The organism is Pseudomonas monachiensis (assembly GCF_047345015.1).
Taxonomy (GTDB): domain Bacteria; phylum Pseudomonadota; class Gammaproteobacteria; order Pseudomonadales; family Pseudomonadaceae; genus Aquipseudomonas; species Aquipseudomonas monachiensis.
This window is the reverse complement of the sequence record NZ_CP178857.1, coordinates 3,049,734-3,069,516: the sequence shown is the minus strand read 5'-3', so window position 1 is coordinate 3,069,516 and position 19,783 is coordinate 3,049,734. Positions and strand designations below refer to the sequence as shown.

Annotated in this window: 14 protein-coding genes and 3 pseudogenes; 11 read left to right on the top strand and 6 right to left on the bottom strand. The window is 59.5% G+C overall.

Annotated elements, in window-relative coordinates:
* Nucleotides 1-282: 282 nt before the first annotated feature.
* From ACMDB8_RS13705 to ACMDB8_RS13685, 5 genes and pseudogenes are all read left to right on the top strand, one after another.
* Nucleotides 283-1,155, top strand: coding sequence for a DNA/RNA non-specific endonuclease (locus ACMDB8_RS13705; RefSeq protein WP_056724948.1), 873 nt, complete (start codon nucleotides 283-285; stop codon nucleotides 1,153-1,155).
* A 198-nt stretch (nucleotides 1,156-1,353) separates the two neighbouring features.
* A pseudogene (locus ACMDB8_RS13700) lies at nucleotides 1,354-1,509 on the top strand (Orn/Lys/Arg decarboxylase N-terminal domain-containing protein); the annotation flags it as partial.
* Between the two features lie 131 nt (nucleotides 1,510-1,640).
* Nucleotides 1,641-1,772, top strand: a complete 132-nt coding sequence (locus ACMDB8_RS13695; RefSeq protein WP_409079245.1) for a hypothetical protein — start codon at nucleotides 1,641-1,643, stop codon at nucleotides 1,770-1,772.
* 119 nt (nucleotides 1,773-1,891) lie between these two features.
* Entirely contained in the window at nucleotides 1,892-3,232 is a 1,341-nt protein-coding gene (potE, locus tag ACMDB8_RS13690) for a putrescine-ornithine antiporter (protein ID WP_056724945.1), read from the top strand.
* A 48-nt stretch (nucleotides 3,233-3,280) separates the two neighbouring features.
* Nucleotides 3,281-4,186: an amino acid ABC transporter substrate-binding protein gene (locus ACMDB8_RS13685; RefSeq protein WP_056724943.1), complete on the top strand. Its 906-nt coding sequence runs from the start codon at nucleotides 3,281-3,283 to the stop codon at nucleotides 4,184-4,186.
* A 197-nt stretch (nucleotides 4,187-4,383) separates the two neighbouring features.
* Here the strand turns inward: ACMDB8_RS13685 and ACMDB8_RS13680 are convergent, their stop codons facing one another.
* The 4 genes and pseudogenes from ACMDB8_RS13680 to ACMDB8_RS13665 form a co-directional block, all read right to left on the bottom strand.
* Nucleotides 4,384-4,677 (bottom strand): hypothetical protein, encoded by a 294-nt coding sequence (locus tag ACMDB8_RS13680; RefSeq protein WP_223541175.1) that lies wholly within the window; start codon nucleotides 4,675-4,677, stop codon nucleotides 4,384-4,386.
* Between the two features lie 99 nt (nucleotides 4,678-4,776).
* Nucleotides 4,777-5,751, bottom strand: a pseudogene (locus ACMDB8_RS13675) (methyl-accepting chemotaxis protein); the annotation flags it as partial.
* 282 nt (nucleotides 5,752-6,033) lie between these two features.
* Nucleotides 6,034-6,342: pseudogene (locus ACMDB8_RS13670) on the bottom strand (PAS domain-containing protein); the annotation flags it as partial.
* 316 nt (nucleotides 6,343-6,658) lie between these two features.
* On the bottom strand, nucleotides 6,659-7,996 hold the full coding sequence (locus ACMDB8_RS13665; protein ID WP_056724938.1) for an MFS transporter: 1,338 nt from the start codon (nucleotides 7,994-7,996) through the stop codon (nucleotides 6,659-6,661).
* A 228-nt stretch (nucleotides 7,997-8,224) separates the two neighbouring features.
* Here ACMDB8_RS13665 and ACMDB8_RS13660 point away from each other — a divergent pair, with 228 nt between their 5' ends.
* Nucleotides 8,225-8,791, top strand: coding sequence for a nucleotidyltransferase family protein (locus ACMDB8_RS13660; RefSeq protein ID WP_409079229.1), 567 nt, complete (start codon nucleotides 8,225-8,227; stop codon nucleotides 8,789-8,791).
* Between the two features lie 69 nt (nucleotides 8,792-8,860).
* Here the strand turns inward: ACMDB8_RS13660 and ACMDB8_RS13655 are convergent, their stop codons facing one another.
* Entirely contained in the window at nucleotides 8,861-9,886 is a 1,026-nt protein-coding gene (locus ACMDB8_RS13655; RefSeq protein ID WP_056725112.1) for an AraC family transcriptional regulator, read from the bottom strand.
* A 223-nt stretch (nucleotides 9,887-10,109) separates the two neighbouring features.
* Here ACMDB8_RS13655 and ACMDB8_RS13650 point away from each other — a divergent pair, with 223 nt between their 5' ends.
* The 3 genes from ACMDB8_RS13650 to ACMDB8_RS13640 all read left to right on the top strand — a co-directional run bounded on the left by ACMDB8_RS13650 (nucleotide 10,110) and on the right by ACMDB8_RS13640 (nucleotide 14,514).
* Nucleotides 10,110-11,780, top strand: coding sequence for a GMC family oxidoreductase (locus ACMDB8_RS13650; RefSeq protein ID WP_056724936.1), 1,671 nt, complete (start codon nucleotides 10,110-10,112; stop codon nucleotides 11,778-11,780).
* The gene (locus tag ACMDB8_RS13645) at nucleotides 11,767-14,205 is read left to right on the top strand and encodes a flavin-containing monooxygenase (protein WP_223541178.1); all 2,439 of its coding nucleotides are present in this window, start codon (nucleotides 11,767-11,769) and stop codon (nucleotides 14,203-14,205) included. Before ACMDB8_RS13650 ends, ACMDB8_RS13645 begins: the two co-directional genes overlap by 14 nt.
* A 150-nt stretch (nucleotides 14,206-14,355) precedes the next feature.
* A complete protein-coding gene (locus tag ACMDB8_RS13640; RefSeq protein ID WP_082562965.1) occupies nucleotides 14,356-14,514 on the top strand; it encodes a DUF2986 domain-containing protein in 159 nt (52 codons plus the stop codon).
* A 277-nt stretch (nucleotides 14,515-14,791) separates the two neighbouring features.
* Here ACMDB8_RS13640 and ACMDB8_RS13635 read toward each other — a convergent pair whose 3' ends face one another.
* Entirely contained in the window at nucleotides 14,792-16,114 is a 1,323-nt protein-coding gene (locus ACMDB8_RS13635) for a DUF1329 domain-containing protein (RefSeq protein ID WP_409079230.1), read from the bottom strand.
* A 332-nt stretch (nucleotides 16,115-16,446) separates the two neighbouring features.
* On the opposite strand from ACMDB8_RS13635, the gene ACMDB8_RS13630 reads away from it, so the two are divergent.
* Nucleotides 16,447-16,677: a hypothetical protein gene (locus tag ACMDB8_RS13630; protein WP_082562964.1), complete on the top strand. Its 231-nt coding sequence runs from the start codon at nucleotides 16,447-16,449 to the stop codon at nucleotides 16,675-16,677.
* A 190-nt stretch (nucleotides 16,678-16,867) separates the two neighbouring features.
* A complete protein-coding gene (locus ACMDB8_RS13625) occupies nucleotides 16,868-19,765 on the top strand; it encodes a sensor domain-containing phosphodiesterase (protein ID WP_223541180.1) in 2,898 nt (965 codons plus the stop codon).
* Nucleotides 19,766-19,783: the final 18 nt, after the last annotated feature.

The window sequence follows — 19,783 nt, the reverse complement described above, 5'->3', positions numbered from 1 at the left end:
GATGAGTGTGGTTTGGCCTGAACTGCCGTCAGGCGCCCGGGTGCGAAAGGGTATCGAGGGGGGCTGGATATGTCATCCACCACAGCGTCACAATAATATGGCTGCCGAGTACGGCATTGCACTAACCGATCTTGTCATGGTCCATACACCCCGCATCGATAACTTGATCAAGGACCGCGAAAGCATGATCGCCGCCACATAATCAGCAACGCCCTCCACCCGGTTCCGTGAATCGGGCCTCGCCGCACGTTTATCCCTCAATTCCTTTCGAAGATTTAACCCATGTACCTACGCAAAATTGCAGTTGGGCTGTCGGCCCTTGTTTTGCTCTCGACCGGGGCGCAAGCCCGCAGTCTGCTGGATCTCCTCAAACCGCCCACCGCGCAACATGAACACACGTCCCGCTCCGGTTCGATCAGCCAGAACGCGGCCCTGGACCTCTATTCAAGCAAACAGAAACAGGCATCGTTTGACGGCTGCGCCGACCTGTTCCCGGCAGCGAAACCGATCAACACGGCGACAGTGCCATCCTCCATGAAACCCCTGGCGCTGTGTTCCGACAACTTCGCGGTGCTGTACTCGCAAACCAGCAAGACCCCGCTGGTGGTGGTCGAGCGTCTGAATGCGGCCCAGTTGCAGGATGCCAAAGGGGAGGAGCGTACCAATCAGTTCTACCCGGACCCACGCATTCCCAAGAGTGGGCGCGCCGAGTTGAGCGACTACCGCAGCCAGAAGCCGGCCGTGGACCGAGGCCATCAATCCCCGGCAGCCGATGCCCCGAGCCCCAAGGCAATGGCCCAATCCTTTGCGCTGTCGAACATGGTGCCGCAAGACCCGACCAACAACCGCAAGATCTGGAGCAAGGTCGAGTCTGACGTCCGCAAGTTTGCCAAGCGCGCCGATGGCAACGTGTTTGTCTTTACCGGCCCGCTCTTTGACCCGGGCCACTCGACCATCGGCGACAACCAGGTCTGGGTGCCGACCCGTCTGTTCAAGCTGGTGTACGACGCATCGTCCAAACGTGCCTGGGCCTACGTGCTGCCTAACGCAGAAACCCGAATCGAGAAGCCGATGGACTATGAGACGTTCGTGAAGAGTACCGGGCTCAAGCTGCTCGGGAACCTGCCCGTGACAGGTTCCGCCGGGCGCACCTGATGGCTGGATGAGCAGCACCCCAAAGGTTGGAGGCAACCGATGGGGTGTTGCATTGACCGATTAAATTCCGGCAAGGGGTAACAAATTGTAAAACTGGACTATACCCAATAGGGCAATCGCTCCGGACCCGGGACATGATGCCCCTGAAGGTACTCGTCCCAGGAACTTCAACGTCAAGTAGACCGAGAGATTCTGGATATGAACGCATTGAAAATCGCTGCCAGCGATGCGGTCCGGGATTGTTTTCGTAATACCCGTGAAGTCGTCCGGTTCGACCAGACAGACTTTACCGATGTCGCCGTCGCCGTACTCTGCATTGATGACCTGGCCGCCGGAGTGCTGGATGCCATCAAGCGCACCGGCTTCGATATCCCGATCTTCCTGGTGGCCTCTCAGGGCCGCAGCAATCGCTCCCTGGCGATCTACAAGCAACTGCGGGATGTCATCTTGCAGGTCAATGGCGTCTTCGACAGTTGCAGAAGTACATGTTCCGCAAGGAACACTTCCCGAAAAAGGGCATCAACCGCTTGCCCGGTTTTACGCCGGAGTTGCAGGGGGTGTACCTGAAGCAGGAAGGCGGTCGTACCCGGGCGTATGGGTATGTGATCAAGGCCTGATGCTCCACGGGTAAGAGGCGTTCATCTGGTCAAGCAGTAAGCATTAGCCCCTGTCCGGCCGCGTGTTGCACGTCGCCAGCCCCAGGTTCAAAACCCTGCAAAAAGGCAAGGAGTTTGCGATGGCTGATTCAAGCAAGAAAATGGGCCTGATGGGGCTCACGACGCTGGTAACGGTCAACATGATGGGCTCGGGCATCATCATGTTGCCCACCAACATGGCTCAACTGGGTGCCGTCTCGCTGCTGTCATGGATCTTCACGGCAATCGGTTCGATGGCCATCGCCTACTGCTTTGCCCAGTGCGGAGTCTTCTGTCCGCGCTCCGGCGGTTTGTCCGCGTACACCGAAGAAGCCCACTCAAAGTCGGGTTTTTTCCTCTGCTCTTACCTGTACTTCCTGTCACTGGCCATCGCCAACGTGGCCGTGGCCATTTCGGCGGTGGGCTACATGACCGCCTTCGTTCCCTGGCTGGGCACGGGTGCCATTCCATTGTGCGTCGGCACGATCTCGCTGATCTGGCTGACCACCTTCGCCAACTTCGGTGGCCCGGGCATCACCGGCAAGATCGGCGCGTTCACGGTGTGGGGGGTGATCATTCCGGTCGCGGGCCTGAGCATCATCGGCTGGTTCTGGTTCAAGTCCGATGTGTTGGCCGCTGCCTGGAACCCCAACAGCCTGCCGATTTCCGAAGCCATCGGCAAAGCCATCCCCCTGACCCTGTGGGCCTTCCTGGGCATGGAGTCGGCGGCCCAGGCCACCGATGCCGTGGAAAACCCCAAGCGCAATGTGCCGCTGGCCTGCCTGTTCGGCACCCTCGGTGCCGCCGTGGTCTATGTGCTGTCGACCACTGTCATCCAGGGCATCATTCCCAATGACGAACTGGCCAAATCCTCGGCGCCTTTCGCGTTGGTCTACGCCACGATGTTCAGCCCGATGGTGGGCAATATCGTCATGGCGCTGGCGGTCATGGCCTGTGTCGGCTCGCTGCTGGGCTGGCAATTCACCCTGGCGCAAACGGCCAAGATGACGGCTGACCAGAACCTGTTCCTCAAGCTGTTCAGCAAGGTCAACTCGATGAATGCGCCCGTCGTCGGCATGATTGTCTGCGGTGTGCTGCAGACCCTCATGGCCCTGTCGACCATCTCGCCCGATGCCGCCGCCCAGTTCAGCAAACTGGTCAGCCTGGCGGCGGTTACCAACCTGATCCCTTACATAACGGCGATGACCGGCCTGCTGGTGATCATGCACAAGGCCGGGGTCTCGTCGGGCATTTACTCGCGCAACCTGGTGGTCTTGCTGATTGCCATAACGTACTCCTTGTACGCCCTGTATGCCTGCGGCAAGGATGCAGTGATGGGCGGCACCCTGGTGCTCGCTGTCGGCTACCTGCTCTATGGATTCCTCGCCAAGCGCTTCACCGAAGCGCCAGCGGCCAACCAGGCCAGGGTCGCAAACCCTTAGGCGTGGCCAACAGGACTGCACAGACATCTGCATACGGGGAAACCGGACATGAACGTACCATTTGCCACAACCACCAGACTGCTGCTCGCCTTCGCACTCTCGACGCTGCCGCTAGTGGCTGGCGCCAATACCCTCGAACGTGTGCGCAGCAGCCACACCTTTACCCTGGGCTACCTGCCAGACCTGGCCCCTTTCAGCAAGCAGGAGGGCGACAAGGCCAGCGGCTATGCCATCGACCTGTGCCTGAAAATCGCCGACAAGCTCAAGAGCGAACTGGGCCTGCCCGACCTGCAAGTGCACTATCAGCCGGTAACGGTTTCGGACCAGGTCAGTGCCGTGAGCCAGGGCAAGGTCGATATCCTCTGCACGCCGACAGCGCCTACCCTGGAACGGCGCAAGATGATCAGCTACTCCATACCGGTCTACACCGCCGGCCTCTCGGTGGTGGTGCGCAACGATGCCGGCGAGCCGTTGCTCAACGTGCTCAACGGCAAGGTCGCCAATGCCGGCCCGACCTGGCGCGCCAGCATCAACAACGGCCTGGCCAACCAAACCTACGCGACCCTGGAAGGGGGCGTGACCGAAGACTGGATTCGCGAACAGATGCGCCTGCTCAACGTGATTGCCTCGCTGGTGACCGTGGCCAACAACGACGAAGGCGTCAAACTGGTCTCCGAGGGCAAGGCCGATGCGTTCTTCTCCGAACGCATGCTGCTGCGCAACGAAATCGCCAAGGAAGGCGCCGACAAGAACCTGATGATCCTGGACCGGATCTTCGAGTACTCGCCGGTGGCGATGATCGTGGATCGCAATGACGAAGACTTCCGTTTGCTGGTCGATACGGCCCTGAGTGAAGCCTACTACTCGGGCTACATAGAAAAGGCCTACGACCAGTATCTGGGCGGGAGCAACCTTACCGTAAAGAGATTGTTCAGGGTCTATGCATTGCCCTGATGCCGTCGAGAATCAAAGGCCGCTTGCGGGCGGCCTTTATCGAGCAGGTTGGCGAGCCGCCTCAAACTGACCTGTTACAGTTACCCAGTGCCTGTCCAAGGCACTGCTTGCAGGCAAGTAGCAGACTACTCAGGAGCTTTATCATGCGAATCGTCGCAGCCACTGTGTGCACACTCCTATTCTCCCTGGCTTTGCCATCAATCTCCTTTGCCGGTTCCAATTGCGATGATGCGGGCAGTGCAAGTGATGTCAGAAACTGCTTGAAAAACAGCAATGATCAAAAGGGGAAGGGCAATTGCAATGACAATGGCAATTGCGGCAAGTCCAAGGACAAGGCCAAAAATAATAATGATGACGATTACTCGGTCAGTTGCATGGAGATCAATAACCTTACCCTGCGACGTCAGTGCCTTGATAAACGCAGAGATTGAATGACGGGATTGCACCAGCGGATCCAGCAATTGTTGAGCGCCAATCAACTGCGAAATCATGCAGCGACCTGAGCGTCGCCGACGACCCCCTGCATATGTCGGGTATCGGCCGATGCCTGCCTGTTGCCCGGATGCCAGACGGTCAACAGGCGCCAATGGCTATCGGCTGAAACGTTCGGCCAGGCTGTGCAGGTAATCGGCCATGACTTCCAGGTCCTGGCTGATGGCGGCGCCTTGCTTGGCCTGCCCGGCGCTGTGATCACACAGTTGGGCAATTCGGGTGATCTGTTGATTGATATCTTCAGCCACGTGACTTTGCTCTTCAGATGCCGAGGCCATCTGCTGGCTCATGCCGGTTATCCGGGTGACGGCCTGGCTGATGCCGACCAACGCCGACTGCACCGCCTCGACACTTTGCATGCTTTCGCGGGAAATCTGCTCGCCACGATTGGCCGTTGAAACGGCGCGATCGGCACCGTCATACAGTGAAGCGATGATGCCGTGGATCTGTTCGGTGGAGGTGCGGGTGCGTTGGGCCAGGGAGCGCACCTCGTCGGCAACCACGGCAAAACCGCGTCCTTGCTCACCGGCCCGCGCCGCCTCGATGGCCGCATTGAGCGCCAGCAGATTGGTCTGCTCGGCAATGGAGGTGATGACATCCACGACACTGCCGATCGATTGCGTTTCGCTCGCCAATGCATTGACCGCCTGGCCAATCTCGTTGACCGCCTCGTGCATGGTTTTCATGGCACTCAGGCTTTGCCGGGCCAACTCGCTGCCGTCACGGGTCAACTGGTCAGCCTCCGAGGCGGCATGTGCGGTGCTGATGACGTTTTGCGTGACTTCCTGAATGGTGGCGGCCATCTGTGAAATGGCGGCGGCAGACTGATCGGTTTCACTGCGCTGGCGATCCAGCGACTGCGCCTGGGAACCTGAAAGCTCCGATGACTGCGCCGCCTTGGCCTTGACATTGACCCCGGCATCGACCAACCGGCTCAGGGCTGTCTGCAGGCGCGCTTCCTCACTAAGCATGGCCATGTCCAATTGCCCTTGGGGGCCGTGGTTATCGCTGTAGGTGAGCGCGACCAGCGGATCGGAAAAGGCTTTCGGATGCTCGGCCAGGGTGCGCTCAATGGCCCTGCGATTTCGGGACTCGATCAGGTACCAGGCAATACCAAGGCTTGCGATCAGGACCCCTTGTGCCGCCGTTTGAGGTAGCCACTGACTACCCACCAGTGAAACTCCGCCAGCCATCAATAATGGCCATCCCTGTCGGAGTGGCCGGAATATCCGCGCGCTGCGCGCAACGATCGGCTTGCCGGCCCGCATCCTGGAATAGAGCGCTGATGCCCGCCGGACCTGGTCGCGGCTGGGCACCGAGCGGACCGATTCGTAACCACTCATGCGTCCGTTTTCATAGATGGGCGTGACGTAGGCACTGACCCAGTAGAAATCACCATTTTTCGCGCGGTTTTTCACAATACCCATCCAGGGTTTGCCTTGCTTGATGGTATGCCACATATGCACGAATACCCCGGGTGGCATATCGGGGTGTCGAACCAGGTTATGGGTCTGCCCGACCAGTTCGTCGTAGGTGAATCCGCTGATGGCAACGAAGGCGTCATTGCAGTAGGTGATTCGGCTGTCCAGATCGGTCGTGGAGATCAATCGCTGTTCGGTGGGGAAAACTCTTTCATGCTCGGTTACGGGTAAATTCACACGCATACAATGCGACCCCTCGGATTATTATTATGTTGAGCATATAAATCAGGAATGCGCCCAGGCATTGCGCCGGCCGGGCCTGGCGTCAGATCGGGGGGGATTCAACGCGCGGGCCTGAAGAGGAATTTATGGACGGGGGAGGCTATCGACCCTTCATTCGACGACAATTTCTTTTCATTTCATGACAAATCGGCGATATCAATGTGAAATCACTCGTGACGTCGACTTGAGTGGCCCCTGAGCCGCGAATGAGCATCGCAGTCAGAGGCCGCTGATGGAAACCCTGCTTACATGACGCCTGCCGGCTCGTTTCGTGTTTTCAGGCCGATGCGCCCACGCCCTCGGCTTTCTCCTGCGCCGCAACGTCATGCAGGGAAATCCTTGAAGTCTCCGGTAATGCCAGCCCACCCGCCAATGCGAGCAAGGCAATCGCGATCAGGTAGAACGCCGGCGACAGGTTGCTGCCGGTGGTGCTGATCAGCCACGTTGCCACCAGCGGCGCGGTGCCGCCGAACAGGGTGTACGCCATGTTGTAGGTGATAGCCGAGGCGGTGTATCGAGTACGGGTAGGGAAGGTTTCCGAGAGCAAGGCCGCGGTGACCACGCCACACAACACCGCGCCAATCGCCAGGAGCATGACGCCGACGATGGACGCGGCGAACGAACCGGAACTGGCCATCAGGAACGATGGATACACGACCACGATCAACAGCGCGCAAGCCGTCATCACCGTGATTCGACGCCCGACCCGGTCCGAATACAGCCCGGCCAGCGGGCAGATCGCCGCAGCGAACAACAATGCAATCAGGGACACCAGCAAGGCTGTTGCGCGACTCAGGCCTCCGGCGACTTGCAGGTAGGTCGCGAAGTAGGTGGTGAACATGTAAAACGAAAGCGCCGTGAGTGACACAAAGGCGCCCAGGCAACAGATCGCCGCACCATGGTTGCGCAAGGTTTCCTTGAGTGGGGAGTGGGCGACAGCATGTTCCTGAGTCACTGCCTGGAATGCCGGTGTCTCATCGAGCTTCCAGCGCAGGTAAAGCCCCACCAGGCCCAGAGGCGCGGCAATCAGGAACGGCAAGCGCCAGCCCCAGCTCCCCATCGCTTCGGCGGACAATGACGCCTCGAGCGCGTACGCCACCACGGCGGCCGCGGCGAAGGCGGAAAATGTCGAGACCGGAATGAAGCTGCCGTACCAGGCGCGTTTATCACTCGGTGCATGCTCCATCAGGTAGGCACAGGCGCCTGCGTATTCTCCCCCGGCGGAAAAACCCTGGGCGCAACGGATCAGGGACAGAAGAATCGGCGCCATGACCCCGATCGCCGCATAAGTGGGCAACAGTCCGATCAAGGTCGTGGCGCCGGCCATCAGCAGGATGGTCATCGCGAGGGTGCGCTTGCGGCCGATCCTGTCGCCCAGCATGCCGAAGAAAATCCCGCCAAGGGGCCGAAACGCAAAGGCCACGGCGAATACCGCAAAGGTCTTGAGCAGCGCGGCACTGGCATCGCCGCTGGGGAAGAATTGCTGGGCGATGGTCGTGGCCAGAAAGCCGTAGACGGCAAAGTCGAACCATTCGACGAAATTGCCGATGCCGGCGGCCACAATCACTCTTCTCAGCGTTTGCGGGCTGACTTGTTCCATAGTTGCGCTCGTCATGCTTGACCTCGACTGTTCGTCAGTAAGCTATCGATTATCGGGGCAGGCCCTGAGGTGGCTCACTTCAAAAGTGTCACCCACATAGTCAGTACCGACTTCATGCCGTTGAATGAGGCAGGATTCGCGCCAGATTGGCCCAAGGAGGGAAAAGGCCGACTTTTTCGCAAATTTGAAAAGCGTTGGGGGTATTGTCGGTCGCAGGGATCAGATCAATCAGAAGGGATGAAGATGACATTGACTGCCGAAAGCCTGCTCAGGATCGCAATGGCCAACCCGGTAAACGCAGAAATTTCCGCTCGCTTGCCTGAGCTCGGTTTGAACCAATGCCTGCTCACGGCCGGTTGCCTGTTCCAGGCCGTCTGGAATCATCAGGCACAGCGACCGCCGGCGTGGGGTGTGAAGGATTACGACGTCTTTTACTTCGATGATGACCTGTCGTGGGAAGCTGAGAATGAGGTTATCCAGTCAGGTCAGCGTCTGTTCCAGGACCTCGACGTGAACATTGAGATCAAGAATCAGGCTCGCGTCCACCTGTGGTACGGCCAGCGCTTTGGCGGGGATTATCCAAGGCTTCAGTCAGCCAAAGACGGGATTGACCGCTACCTGGTTGCCGGCACCTGCATTGGCCTGGATATTGAAACTGGCGAGGTCTATGCGCCCAACGGCCTGGCCGACACAGAGCACGGACTACTTCGAATCAATCCAAAGAATCCCAAGCCAGAGCTGTTCGATCAGAAGGCGAGAAGTTATCAGGCTCGCTGGCCGTGGCTCAGGATCGTGGAACAGCAACGTTGAATGGGGGGAGCCGATTGCTGCCGGTCGCGTCGGGCTTCAAACGCCCCCCTTAACGACCGGGTGCCTCATTTAGCACACGCCGCTGCTACTTTTTCGCAGCGAGAAATGACTCGGTGCTACCCCATACCAGCGCTTGAATGCCTGGGAAAAGCTCGACAGGTCGCTGAAACCCAGTCGCTCGGCAATCTCGGTGAGGCTCAGGCGTTCGTCGTTGAGCATTTCGATGGCACTGTGGCTGCGGGCTTCGGCCAGCAAGGCACGGAAAGTGGTGCCTTCATCGTGCAGGCGGCGCTTGAGGGTGCGTGTGCTGACGTGGATCAGGCGGGCCATGGCGCACAGGTCCGGTGGCGTGTTGTCGGTACTGGTCAGGTAGTGCTGGACCAGCGCCGTCATGCCGGAACGGGCGATCCGCCGCTGCATCAACTGTGTGCACATCTGCTCGCACATGCCCACTGTGACGGCGTTGGCTTGTGGCAAGGGGCGCGCAAGGAATGAGCGATCAAAGGCCAGGCTGTTGCTGCTGGCTGCGTAGGCAGGCGCCAGCCCCAACAAACGGTCGTTATCGCACTCGTGAGCGGGACCTGCGCGCAGCGTGAAACGCGACAGCGAAAAGTCATCGCCCCCCAGTTCCTTGAGCAACAGCGCCCCCGCAGCCATGTCCCGGGCCAACAGAAAATCCCGCAGGTCGGGTGCCAGCCCGGGCGTGGCGAAAGTCAGCACACCTTCACTGCCTTGCTCTTCATAGGTCACCACGGTGAATGCGTAGGTCAGTGGCAAAAAGCTCAGTGCCAGGGCTAGTGCATCCCCGGTGGTCGCGCTGCTGATCAGGCCGTAACCGAACAGGCCGTAGGTCGAGAAGTGGTAGCGTGCACCGACTTCGAAACCAAGACCCGGAGGATGACCGAGCAACTGCAACAGATTGCCGGTCACCCGCAGTTCCTGATCGGCAGTCAGCTCCAGATTCGGGTCGGCCAGTTGCGCTGCCGTCAGCCCCGAACCGGCCAATATCGCGCTGGCCTCCAAGCCTTTTTCGACACCGAACTCCACCAGCAGCAAGGCGCTGGCCGGGCCACGCAGAAAATCCCGAAAGCTCATGCCGATGTGCCTGTGGCGAAAAGGTTGGCCCGAATAATAAAACAATTGTCCCATTCCAGCATTCGGTTCTTTATCAATGGCCGTCACCATCCTTTGCGCACGGTTCGTCGTTTAACCATCAATAAAAGGCCGTTGCGGCACCTGGCGAAAACCTGGAGGCGCAATTGTGTGTTGTCGGGTAACCCCGCAAATCTCGCACTGCCTTGCACAAGGGAGAACAACAATGAAAAAGACCTTCGATTACATCGTAGTGGGCGGCGGTTCCGGTGGTTGCGTGGTTGCCGGTCGGCTAAGCGAAGATCCGGACGTCAGTGTCTGTTTGCTCGAGGCCGGTGGTGGCGGGCAGTCCAGCCTGGTCAATATCCCGGCGGCGATGGTGGCAATGGTGCCGACGTCGGTGAATAACTGGGCCTTCGACACCGTCCCGCAAATGGGGCTGGAAGGGCGCAAGGGCTACCAGCCAAGGGGTAAGGCACTGGGAGGTTCCTCTGCGATCAACGCCATGATCTACGTGCGGGGTCATCAATGGGACTACGACCATTGGGCCGCCCTGGGCAATACCGGTTGGGGGTTCAAGGATGTCTTGCCGTACTTCCGTCGCAGCGAACACAACGAGCGCATCGGCAACCACTTGCATGGGCGGGGCGGGCCGTTGTGGGTCAGCGATTTGCGTTCGGACAATCCATTCCAGCAACGTTTTCTGGAGGCGGCCCGCGAGTCCGGTTTGCCGCTGAACGACGACTTCAACGGTGAGGAACAGGAAGGCGTTGGCATCTATCAAGTCACGCAAAAGCACGGTGAGCGCTGCAGCGCGGCGCGGGCGTATCTGTTGCCGTATGTGGGCGTGCGCAACAACCTGACCGTCGAAACCCGGGCCCAGGTGCAACGCATCTTATTTGAAGGCACTCGCGCCGTGGCTGTCGAGGTGTTGCAAAACGGCCTGGTTCGCACCCTGCGCGCCAGGCGGGAAGTCATTCTCGCCGCCGGGGCTTTCCAGACCCCGCAACTGTTGATGTTGTCGGGCGTGGGGCCGAAAGAGGAACTGCAACGCCACGGCATCCCGCTCTTGCAGGACTTGCCTGGTGTCGGGCAGAACCTGCAAGACCACCCGGACTTCGTTTTCGTCTACAAGACCTCAAGCCTGGATGCCATGGGTGTTTCACTTGCAGGCAGTACCAGAATGCTCAAGGAAGCCGGCCGTTTTCGCCGGGAACGTCGAGGCATGCTGACCTCGAATTTTGCCGAGGGCGGAGCGTTTCTCAAGACGCGCGAAGGGCTGGATAAACCGGATATTCAATTGCATTTTGTCGTGGCTCCGGTGGAGGACCATGCGCGCAAGTTGCGCCTGGGCCATGGGTTGTCGTGCCACGTTTGCCTGTTGCGTCCGCGCAGTCGCGGAACCGTATCTCTGGCCAGCAAAGACCCGCAAGCGGCCCCGCTGATTGATCCGGCGTTTCTTCAGGACCCGCAGGACCTGGAAGACATGGTCGCGGCATTCAGACTGACACGCCGTTTGATGCAGGCACCGGCCCTGGCCAACTGGATCACCCGCGACCTGTACACCGACGGGGTCGACACCGACGAGCAGATCCGCACCGTACTGCGTCGTCGTACCGACAGTGTCTATCACCCGGTGGGCACTTGCCGCATGGGCGATGACCCACTGGCCGTGGTCGACGCACAGCTTCGTGTACACGGTCTGCAAGGGCTGCGAATCGTCGACGCATCGGTGATGCCTACCCTGGTCGGCGGCAACACCAACGCACCGACCATCATGATCGCCGAGAAAGCCGTTGATCTTATTCGCGGTATTGGGCGGGTGTGTTCCTCCGCCCGGACTGAAACGACAGCCACCACTGAAAACAACAATGAGGCATCTTATGTCGTTGCATGAAGTTGGAACCGGCAGTCAGTCGGCAACAGCCTTGAGCGCCATCATCATCGGCAGCGGTTTTGCCGGTATCGGCATGGCCGTTGCCTTGCAAAAGGCCGGTGTGAAGGACTTTGTGATCCTGGAGAAGAAACAGGACGTCGGCGGTGTCTGGCGGGACAACAGTTACCCCGGTGCCGCGTGCGACGTACCTTCGCACTTGTATTCGTTTTCGTTTGAGCCGAACCCGGACTGGAGCAGGGTGTTCGCGCCCCAGGCCGAGATTCATGCCTATCTGCGGCATTGCGCTGACAAGTACGGGCTGGACAAGCACATTCGTTTCGGCGCCGAAGTGGTGTCCGCCGAGTTTGATGAACGCACCTCGCTGTGGCACGTGACTCAGCAGGATGGCAGCGTCCTGAGTGCATCGCTGTTGATCAGTGGCACCGGTCAGTTGAGTCGCCCGGCGTTCCCGAAGCTGGCGGGTATGGAAACCTTCAAGGGACACGTGTTCCACTCGGCGACCTGGGACCACGGCTATTCGCTGGCTGGCAAACGCGTGGCGGTGGTCGGCACCGGTGCATCGGCCATTCAGTTCGTGCCGGCGATTGCCGGGACTGTCGGGCACATGAAAGTGTTCCAGCGCTCGCCGGCGTACCTGATGCCTCGACCGGATCGGGCTTACTCGGAGCGGGCCAAATCATTGCTGCGCAACGTGCCCTGGATGATGACCGCGTACCGTGCCTCGATATACATGCGCTACGAGTCCCGGGCGCTGGCGTTCACCCGATTCAAGGGCTTGATGAAGTGGGCGGTGGGAATTCCGTTCCGTCGACTGTTGTCCGGGCAAGTGCCGGACCCGGTACTGCGCAATAAACTGACCCCGGATTATCCATACGGCTGCAAGCGTATCCTGCTGTCGAGCGATTACCTCAAGGCCATGAGCCGGTCCAACGTGGAGTTGGTGACCGACGGCATTGCGCGAGTCACTGAAAGCGGCATTGAAACCGTTGACGGCCAGCGGCATGAAGTCGATGCGATCATCTACGGCACGGGGTTCGCGGCCACCGAGTTTCTGTCGCCAATGCGTATCGTCGGGCGCAATGGCGTGGACCTTAACCATGCCTGGCGCGATGGCACCCGCGCGTATCTGGGGCTGACGGTTGCGCAATTCCCCAATTTCTTCATGTTGTATGGGCCCAACACCAACCTGGGCCACAACTCGATTGTCTACATGCTGGAAAGCCAGATCGCCCACGTCATGCGCTGTTGGCGCGCGATGAAGGGCAACGGCGCCAACACCGTGGAAGTCGACTCCAGCGTGTATGAGCGCTTTCATGGGCAGGTCCGGCAGCGCCTGGTCAACACGGTGTGGAACGGCTGCAAGAGCTGGTATGTGGATGACGCTGGCAACAACAGCACCAACTGGCCTGGGTTCACCTTGAGCTATCGCTGGCTGACGCGGTTTTCCGGGTTGCATGCATACCGCTTCACACGCGAGTTTAAAGGCGGCGCGACCGTTGGCGAATCCCGCGACTGGGCGGAAACGTTGAGCGCCGGATTCCTGAGGGTTTTTTTGCGCACCACGTTTCGCTCTCTGATCGGGCCTGGGTTGGCTGCGCCAGCGCAGAGAAAGGTCGTGAGCCTATTGTCCAGGTTGATGCCTGGCACTGGCGGCGTGATTCGTTATCGTCAGCAGGCAAACGGCGTTCCCGTGCAAGTGGTCGCACCGAAGCAGGGTGAAAACGGCGGGGTCATTCTGTACCTGCATGGCGGGGCGTTCTGCCTTGGCTCGCCGGATACACATTGGAGCATCACCAGCCGCTTGGCCAAGGCCTCGGGGATGTCGGTGTGGGTAGCTGATTATCGCCTGGCGCCAGAACATCCTTGCCCGGCGGCATTGGACGATGCGCTGGCTTGCTACCAGGCACTACGGGCTCAGGGGTATGCCGCTGACCGAATCTTCCTGGCCGGTGATTCGGCGGGCGCCTCGCTGGTGTTGGCTCTGGCGCTCAAGCTGCGTGATCTGCATCCGCATTTTGCCGCCGGCATGCTTCTGTTGTCGCCAGTGGCTGACGAAAGCCTGAGCGGTGCTTCCATGGCCTCGCGGGTCGAACAGGATCCGATGATCCGTCGCGGCTGGCTGGAGCAGGGGCTGGGCTGGTATGCCGGTACGCAGGTGATGGACTGTCCGCTTGAGGTGGACCTGCAAGGGCTGCCGCCGATGTTGATCCAGGTCGGTGACCATGAGCTGTTGTTGTCTGACGCCACCCGGTTGGCCGAGCATGCGCTTGACTGCGGGGTGAATTGCCGCCTGGAGGTGTATGCCGCACGCTGGCACGTGTTCCAGTTGCAAGCCTTCTACCTGCGTTCGGCGGCCAAGGCGTTGAAGACCCTCGGCACATTTGCCCGGGAGCAACTGGCACGCACGAAGCCTGGAATGACGTAAAACCAAAAACACAAAAGCCCGCCATTCTCTTTAGGGTGGCGGGCTTTTCGGCGTTTTATCGGGCGTTCTTGCTCGCTGGTCGGTAACGGCACAATGGGGCCAATATCTTAAGCTGGTATCATTCAAGGCCTGACATACCGAGTAGAAAAAATGAATCGTCAAAAGAAATTAAAGCAGCTGTTCAAGGCTAAGGCCAAAAAGGCCAGTGCCAAACTGGCACCGAAGAGCAAGGATAAATACATTTGCAAAGCGGACCGATTGAAGCTGGCAGAAACCAGTGTCGAGTCAACGATCGCCTCTGAGAGCTGATTCAGGTCGGACCGCGTAGACGTGGTCGAACCCTTCCTCCAGGTCGAAGACGCTTCGCGGCTTTGAATGACCAGACTGCCTTGCTACATTTGACCGATCACTTCGGGACAATTTCTGCCGTCTCGAAAGGTGTCAGGCAGCCGGTCATTTGAGTCGGCAACGTCAGGGGCCTTTCACAAAAAACACTCACCCGAAATCTCAAACCCCCGGTTCTTCAGAACCTGGGGGCTTTGTCATTCATCGCTCCTGCATGAGTGTGCGTTGTTTCGCCACGGACCTAGCGGATACCGGCACCCGCCATGGACTCTGGTACCCACTGCGCCGTCGATAGCGGCTCGATGTAGCGGATCCCGCCATGCGGGCCCACCACGCCATTGATGTTATAGGTGCCTTTCGACAGGTCGTAAGTCATGAAAGGAGTGGCGTCCGGTACCTGCTGGTCGTAGCTCTGGCTGAAGAACGCGAAGGAACCGCGGTATAGCTGGCCACTGGTGTCGTACTGATCGGAGGCCACCGCGGCCCAGGTGTCTTCATCGAGGTAGAAGCGGCGTTTCTGGTAGATGTGCTTGGCCCCAGGCTTGAGGTTGCCTTCCACGACGTAGACCCGGTGCTTTTCCCAGCGTACGAAGTCCGGGGCAATGAAGTTGGGCGTGGTCAGCGACTTGGCAGTGCGAGCGTAGGTGAGTTTGTAGGTGTTGTAGGGCACGATCATTTCCTGCTTGCCCACCAGCGTCCAGTCGTACAACTCGAGCGCACGGGCGGTACCGGGATTGGGGGTGTCGTAGGCCAGGATCGAGATCTGTTTGACCCGGCGTTGGGCAGGCATGTACTGCCAGGCGCGGCCAGGGAACTGCGTCGGGTTGGTCGCGTTCTTGAGCATGATCGACTCGCCGGCCCGGCGGGCAGGTCCGGTATAGGACAGTTTCAACTGATAGTAGATGTCGGAGCTGTTGAACGGCTTCGACAGGTTCTCGTAGATCGGGAAGGAGATGAATGCCTCGCCGGTCACCGCCAGGCTCGGTACGCCCGCCGTGTCGACGCTCCAGGAGTCGTACTTGGAATGGATGTTGACGCCCTGGTAGCGCAGCAGGAAATTCCACATTGCTTCGGCGCCGGATTGCGGGATCGGGAACGGCACTCCGGGCATCACATTGTCGATGGCGATCCCGCCATTGAGAGACCTGGCGTTGGTGGCATTCTTGCGGCTGTTGTCCAGGATCGCCTGTGGCAGCGATGCCGTGCGGTGGGTCGGATAGACGTCAATGCGAAAGTCGGGATAGCGCTTGGCCAAGGCCACTGTGGTGGCGGTCAGCATGCCTTTGTGCGCGTCGACGTTCTTGCCGTTGATCACCAGCAGCGGTTTTTCGCCCGCAAAGGGGTCCGGGCGCATGCTGTCGCCGGCCTTGAAGCTGGAGGGGGCGGAGGTCAGGCCACCGTTGTAGGGCGGAATGGAACCGTCGGCATTGCCGGCCTTTTCGGCACCCACCCACGTCAGGCTGGTACCCAGCCGGGCGGCTTCCTGGCTCGACACATAGGCTTGGGCATCGATGGCCAGCGCCATGAGGGGTACAGCAGCCAGAAGACTTTTCACGAATTTCATATTGTTATTCTCCTGCCTGGCGTACCAGGCAACTCGTGACTCAGGCGCAGCAGACGCTCACGTCGACTCATCGCCAAAGACCTTTTCAGTACTGCCATTAAATAGCTCCCGTATCAGGGGCACTTTTCATTCGACGACAACCCCTTGGCTATTGATGACAGGCCCGGGCTGTCCCGGCGGGCATTCGATGGGGAGAGTGGCCATCAGTTGTTTGTATTTTTCAGCGGAATCATCGGGTTACCGAATGGTCATAGTTACGGCTGAACACTGCCCGGATGAAAGACTCGAGCAGCCATGACCCTTCCATATCTCCGACGTTTAGGACGTTTTTTATGAATCGCGCAGTAATCTTGATCGTGGCCATTTCCAGCGCCGTCTTGTTGGGAGGCTGCGGCCCGCATTGGGATGACGGAGAACGGTACGGGCGGTATCACGATCATGACCATCGACGGGGTTACGACCACAGAGGGGACGATGATCGGGGTTATTACCGTGACTATGATCGTGGTGACTATGATCGCGATCACCGTCGCTACCGTGATCGCGATGACAACGACGACTGATACGTTAGCTTCGAGTGATAGACGCCAGGTTTGGACAACACAGCGAATAATTTGCAGCCCGTCTCAGACCTGGCACTAAATTGAACAAATTCATTGAAAAAAACCGCCATAAGCTTTAAACGGAAAGTCAAATGGCACATTGAATGCAATCAGCCAGTGAGTTTCAGCAGTTTTGGCTCAGGGAGCGCTGATGAGTTTTCGTACGTTGACCGGCCCCCCGCGGCAATCGAGCAATGACGCAGTTGCCGCATTTCACCCTCCAGGGAACCCGGATACTGTCGGTATGGCTTGCGCCGGCAACGACGACAGGATCGAACAACTGCTGGATTCGGCGCGCAACTGGGACCATACCACCGCGTGGGTGTTTTACCGTGCCGGTGAACAGATGCTTCGGGTTGGTCAGGGCGACCCACGGGTACCGTGGCCTTCGAGTGTTGCGAATGACGAGTTCGAAGCCTTTTGCCTGGCTTCGAACCTGCACCGCTGGCCCACCGGCAGGGGCGAAAGTGAGCTGGGTTGGCTGCTCGCACCCGTCGACGATGCGACGCAACCGGCACTTGCTGAACTTGCCCTGCGCCTGGGCATCGAGCTACAGACCAATACCCTGGCCCGTGCGCAGATCACTCAGCGTGTGCTGTATGAAATTACCTACCTGGCCAGTTCGACCCGTGACCGCTCAGAGTTCCTGGTGGGGGCTCACCGGCTGCTGGCCAGCCTGATCGACGCCGAGAACTTCTATCTCGCCTTGTATAACCCGCACACTGGCAAGATCGACTACCCGTATTACGTCGACATCATCGACGTTGATGCCCTGGAATCCGAAAACTACGAATACCTTGACCCTTCGCGCCTGTCGCTGACCGGCCAGGTGTTGACCACGGGCCAGCCGTTGCTGATCGATGCCGCCGGGATTCTTGCGGCCCAGGCCGAGAACCGTTTCCACTGCGTGGGTGATCGTCCCGAGTTCTGGATGGGCGCGCCGTTGAAAAATGCCTCGGACGAGGTGTTTGGCATGCTGGCGATGCAGGTCTACGACGTTTCTCGCATCTACAGCGCCGAAGACCGCGCGCTGTTCCTGGTGGTCGCACGCCACGTGGCCATGGCGCTGGACCGGATTCTGCACCGGGAGGACCTGGAAGAAACGGTGTTACGTCGCACCCTGGAGCTTTCGGCAGTCAATGACGCATTGCGCCAGGAAGTCACAGACCGGGAGCGTGCCGAACATCTGCAAGGCGCGCTGTTCCAGATTGCAGAACTGTCGAGCCAGCCGGGTGACATGGCCGAGTTGTTCCAGACCCTGCATGGCATCGTCGGTGATCTGCTGTTCGCGCAGAACTTCTACATTGCCCTGTTTGACGACGGGACCGGCGAAGTGACGTTTCCCTATTACGTGGATGAACGCCAGACCACTTGCCCGGCGGCACGCCGAGGCCGCCGGGGCTTGACCGAGTACGTCATCCGTCAGCGCCGCCCGTGCCTGATAGATGTCGGCGAGGCAGAACGATTGTCCGCGCAGGGTGAAATCGAAATTGCCCATGAGTCCGTGCGCTCCTTCTCCTGGCTGGGCATCCCCTTGTTCGAAGGCGACGTGGTGCGTGGTGTGCTGGCGGTGCAAAGCTATACCTCGCAGGTGCGCTATACCCTGCGCGACCAGGAACTGCTGACCTTCGTGTCGCGGCACATCGACACAGCGTTGTCGCGACGCACGGCCGCCGAAGCGATTCATGCCGCCAACCTCAAGCTCGAAGCCAGGGTGCAGAGCCGCACCCGCGAACTCGATCACGCCAATGCCAAGCTACAGCACGAAAACTCCCACGATGCGCTGACCGGGCTACCCAATCGCACCTATCTGCAGCAGCGCCTCAACCTGGCCTGGTCACGGTTCGGCAGCGAAGGCGGGCACCTGGCGGTGATGTTCATCGACCTCGACCGCTTCAAGATGGTCAACGACAGCCTCGGCCACCATTTTGGTGATCTGCTGTTGATGCAGGCCGCCCACCGCTTACGCGGTTGCCTGCGCGACACCGACATGCTGGCGCGCCTGGGGGGCGACGAGTTTTCGGTGATGGCTCCCGAGGCATCGCTGGAGGTGGTGATTGAAATCGCCGAACGGATCCTGGTGGCATTCGACCTGCCGTTTTTCATCAATGGCCATGAAGTTTTTTCGTCCTGCAGTATCGGTATCGTCAGCGCCGACAGTCAGTTCCATCACGAGCCCGCCGACTTGCTGCGCGATGCCGATGCGGCGATGTACCGGGTCAAGAGTGCCGGGCGCGACAGCTACGCCGTGTTCAACCAGGAAGTGCGCCGTGAAGTCTCGGACCAGGTAGAGCGAGAAGGCGCCTTGCGCAACGCGCTCAAACGCACCGACGAACTGCTGCCGTATTTCCAGCCGATCGTCAGCATCGAAACCGGTGAACTCTTGGCCCTTGAAGCGCTGATCCGCTGGCACCAGCCGGGCGGCCGGGTGATCGCACCGGGCGAGTTCCTGCCGGATGTCGAGGGGTTGCGCCTGATCGGTCGACTGGACCTGTACATGCTCGCCAGCATTGCCGCGATCCTCGCACAGCCCGAACACGCCGACTGGCCGCCGGTGCACGTCAATTGCTCCAGCTACAGCATGACTCGCCCCGAATTCGCCGGTGAGGTGCTTGCACTGTTGGCGCAGCACCGGGTTTCGCCATCGCGAATCTGCCTGGAGTTGACCGAAGGGGCACTGGTCGCCGAACCGGCGATTGCCCGACAGACCATGCAACAACTGGCCGACAACGGCATGTCAGTGGTGCTCGATGACTTCGGTGCAGGGTTTTCATCCCTGAGCTATGTGCATCAATACCGTTTCAGCGGCTTGAAAATCGACAAGTCGTTCATCTTCGAACTGACCACCAGCCCCCGCAGTCGTGCGATTGTCCGGGCCATTGTGCGGATGGCCGAATCGCTGGACCTGAGCGTGGTGGCCGAAGGTGTCGAAGATCAAGCGACGCTGGAGTTGCTGCGTGAAATGGGGGCAGGGCAGGCCCAGGGTTATCATTTTGCCAAGCCGATGAGCTTGAAGGCGCTCTTGACCAGTCCACTGCTCGGTCGCTAGAGGTCACCACTGTCCGCT

Bases quoted from the DNA above. Each gene is read 5' to 3' on its own strand.
- ACMDB8_RS13650 (WP_056724936.1), top strand. From the start codon at position 10,110: ATGAAAAAGACCTTCGATTACATCGTAGTGGGCGGCGGTTCCGGTGGT.
- ACMDB8_RS13625 (WP_223541180.1), top strand. From the start codon at position 16,868: ATGAGTTTTCGTACGTTGACCGGCCCCCCGCGGCAATCGAGCAATGAC.
- ACMDB8_RS13685 (WP_056724943.1), top strand. From the start codon at position 3,281: ATGAACGTACCATTTGCCACAACCACCAGACTGCTGCTCGCCTTCGCA.
- ACMDB8_RS13680 (WP_223541175.1), bottom strand. From the start codon at position 4,677: ATGATTTCGCAGTTGATTGGCGCTCAACAATTGCTGGATCCGCTGGTG.
- potE (WP_056724945.1), top strand. From the start codon at position 1,892: ATGGCTGATTCAAGCAAGAAAATGGGCCTGATGGGGCTCACGACGCTG.
- ACMDB8_RS13635 (WP_409079230.1), bottom strand. From the start codon at position 16,114: ATGAAATTCGTGAAAAGTCTTCTGGCTGCTGTACCCCTCATGGCGCTG.
- ACMDB8_RS13645 (WP_223541178.1), top strand. From the start codon at position 11,767: ATGTCGTTGCATGAAGTTGGAACCGGCAGTCAGTCGGCAACAGCCTTG.
- ACMDB8_RS13660 (WP_409079229.1), top strand. From the start codon at position 8,225: ATGACATTGACTGCCGAAAGCCTGCTCAGGATCGCAATGGCCAACCCG.
- ACMDB8_RS13695 (WP_409079245.1), top strand. From the start codon at position 1,641: ATGTTCCGCAAGGAACACTTCCCGAAAAAGGGCATCAACCGCTTGCCC.
- ACMDB8_RS13655 (WP_056725112.1), bottom strand. From the start codon at position 9,886: ATGAGCTTTCGGGATTTTCTGCGTGGCCCGGCCAGCGCCTTGCTGCTG.
- ACMDB8_RS13630 (WP_082562964.1), top strand. From the start codon at position 16,447: ATGAATCGCGCAGTAATCTTGATCGTGGCCATTTCCAGCGCCGTCTTG.
- ACMDB8_RS13665 (WP_056724938.1), bottom strand. From the start codon at position 7,996: ATGACGAGCGCAACTATGGAACAAGTCAGCCCGCAAACGCTGAGAAGA.
- ACMDB8_RS13705 (WP_056724948.1), top strand. From the start codon at position 283: ATGTACCTACGCAAAATTGCAGTTGGGCTGTCGGCCCTTGTTTTGCTC.
- ACMDB8_RS13640 (WP_082562965.1), top strand. From the start codon at position 14,356: ATGAATCGTCAAAAGAAATTAAAGCAGCTGTTCAAGGCTAAGGCCAAA.